This window comes from Methanobrevibacter cuticularis (assembly GCF_001639285.1).
GTDB lineage: Archaea > Methanobacteriota > Methanobacteria > Methanobacteriales > Methanobacteriaceae > Methanobaculum > Methanobaculum cuticulare.
Map to the genome: position 1 here is coordinate 1 of NZ_LWMW01000015.1, position 2,007 is coordinate 2,007.

Annotated in this window: 1 protein-coding gene; it reads right to left on the reverse strand. The window is 30.1% G+C overall.

The window, feature by feature from the left end:
- The coding region (locus tag MBCUT_RS00525) for a beta strand repeat-containing protein (protein ID WP_245634918.1) at positions 1-1,753 on the reverse strand (1,753 nt) is incomplete at its 3' end.
- Between the last annotated feature and the right edge of the window lie 254 nt (positions 1,754-2,007).

Consider the following 2,007-nt stretch of genomic DNA (forward strand, 5'->3'; position numbering starts at 1 on the left):
CAAGATCAGATTGATAATAAATCCTACCACCAATAGTAGTATTACCATTATCAACGAGATTATCAACAATATTATTACTACCTAAATCAGCATTACCATTATTAACCAAATCACCAATAGAATTATTCTCACCACTAGTAGACAAATCACCATTATTAGTAACATTACCTAATACATTGTTATCGCCAACAGTAGTATTACCATCATTAATAAGATTATCAACAGTATTATTACTACCTAAATCAGCATTACCATTATTAACCAAATCACCAATAGTATTATTCTCACCAATAGACAAATCACCATTATTAGTAACATTACCTAATACATTGTCACTACCAACAGTAACATTGCCATTAATAACAACATCTCCCCCACCATTATCAGTAATAGTATTGTTAGTCATTGTAGTATTACCATTGTCGTAAATTCCTCCACCATCATTGGCAGTGTTATCAGTTAAGGTATTATTACTAATGATACTCCCATTCGAATTGTTTAGAATATCAATTGCTCCACCATTATTAACAGCAGAATTATTAGTGAAATTAGAATTGGTTACATTAATATTGTTTCCCCAAAAACCTAATGCTCCTGCATTATCAGCTGCACTATTATTAGTAAAATCACAGTTATTAATAGTATTGTTTGAACCACCAATAGAAATAGCTCCACCACCATTTTCAGCATGATTGTTAATGAATTTGGAGCCATCTATTGTAATATTACTACCTCCTGAAGAAATTGCTCCACCATCAATACCTGCATGATTATTGATAAAAATACAATTAATTATTTGATCATTACTTCCAGAGGAAAGTGCCCCAGCATAAGCCACTGCACTATTATTAGTAAAATTAGAATCAATAAATTTAATATTTGATCCAGTACCTACACCGGCAGTATTTGATGCAATATTATTAACAAATCTAGAAGAATTAATAACACCACCAAAAGTACCAAAATTAGCTGCTCCAGAAAAAGATGCATTATTATAATTAAAGTCTGAATTTTCTATGTAAAGAGTATTATTTACATATAAAGCTCCACCACCCCATGCACTGTTGTTATTGAAAGTAGAGTTTATTATAGTAGTATTACCCTGACTAAAAATAGCACCACCACGAGTAGTTGAACCAAGTGCCTTATTATAATTAAAGTCGGAATTTTCTATGTAAAGAGTATTATTTACATATAAAGCTCCACCAGATCCTACACTGTTGTTATTGAAAGTAGAGTTTATTATAGTAGTATTACCCTGACTAAAAATAGCACCACCTAGACCAAACGTAAGGGATGCATTATTATCATTGAATATACAATTTACAATTGTCATATTACTAGATTCATAATTATTCCTGATTGCTCCACCATAGCCTGTAGCGTTTCCATTGCTGAATGTTATATTTATAAATGTAACATTAGTATTGTTTGCAATTAAGAATATTCCTCTTGGTCCTCCCATATATCCTTGTGCATCAATAATCACACTTCCAGATGAACCATTACCTTGTATAGTAATGTTTTTACTGATTGTTATATTAAAATCCTGATTAGCTTTATTGTATGTTCCAGGAGCTAAATTAACTGTCTCACCATCACCTGCATTAGTTATACCTTGTGAAATTCCACCCCCGCTGGTGTCATTGATATTTTGATCAGCTGCAAAACTAGCCTGTAAACTAACAAGTACAAATAAGGCAAGTGTTACTAGTAATATCATCTGAACAGATGTTTTTTTAAATTTATTCATAATATTTTTCACCTCTTTTTTGAACATTAAATTATTAGTTTTTTTATGTTGAGTCGTGTTTTTTTTTAATTAATGTTCATATGATTGCCAGCTATTATTAAAGGACTAAAAATATTTAATAATTATGCTAAAGTTATTGTTTCGATACATGAAAAAACTTGTTAGTTCATAAAAGAACAGTTAGTATACTATTAAACTATTAATCTTTAATCACTGGACAATTATACTTATAGTAATTACCCATATATAAAGAT